This window comes from Streptomyces millisiae (assembly GCF_031845425.1).
GTDB lineage: Bacteria > Actinomycetota > Actinomycetes > Streptomycetales > Streptomycetaceae > Streptomyces > Streptomyces millisiae.
Genome location: NZ_JAVREM010000385.1, coordinates 1 through 410 on the forward strand (window position 1 = coordinate 1; position 410 = coordinate 410).

Annotated in this window: 1 pseudogene; it reads right to left on the minus strand. The window is 61.2% G+C overall.

The features are described 5' to 3' along the window. Positions 1 to 365: pseudogene (locus RNC47_RS37205) on the minus strand (acyl-CoA dehydrogenase); the annotation flags it as partial. Positions 366 to 410: the final 45 nt, after the last annotated feature.

Below are 410 nucleotides of genomic sequence, written 5' to 3' on the forward strand. Positions count from 1 at the left end.
GTGTTTTCCGACTGCCAGATCGGACCGAGACCGAGAATGGTGACCTGCCAGACATACCAGTACTGCATCCCGTAGAACCCGAGAATCTGGCTGTACATGGCATTGCGCGCGGTGTCCCAGCGCTTGTCGGGATCGCCGGCGGCCTCCGACGCAGGCGTCAGGAACGTCGCGAAGATGCCCTCCCGCTTGACCAGGTCGAGAAAGTCGCTGTACCAGACCCGATCCCGGTCCTGCTGCTTGAGCCACCGCTTGCCGTGGGACTCGAAGAAGTCGATGGTGGCCCGGAAGATCTCCCGGGTTCTGCTGTCGAACTGGTCGAAGTCGGTCCGGTTCGGGTCGAACAGGACATCAGATCGTGCGGTCACGCCAAACTCCCTAGGTAGGACTGAGATTCGATGAGGCCTTCGTCG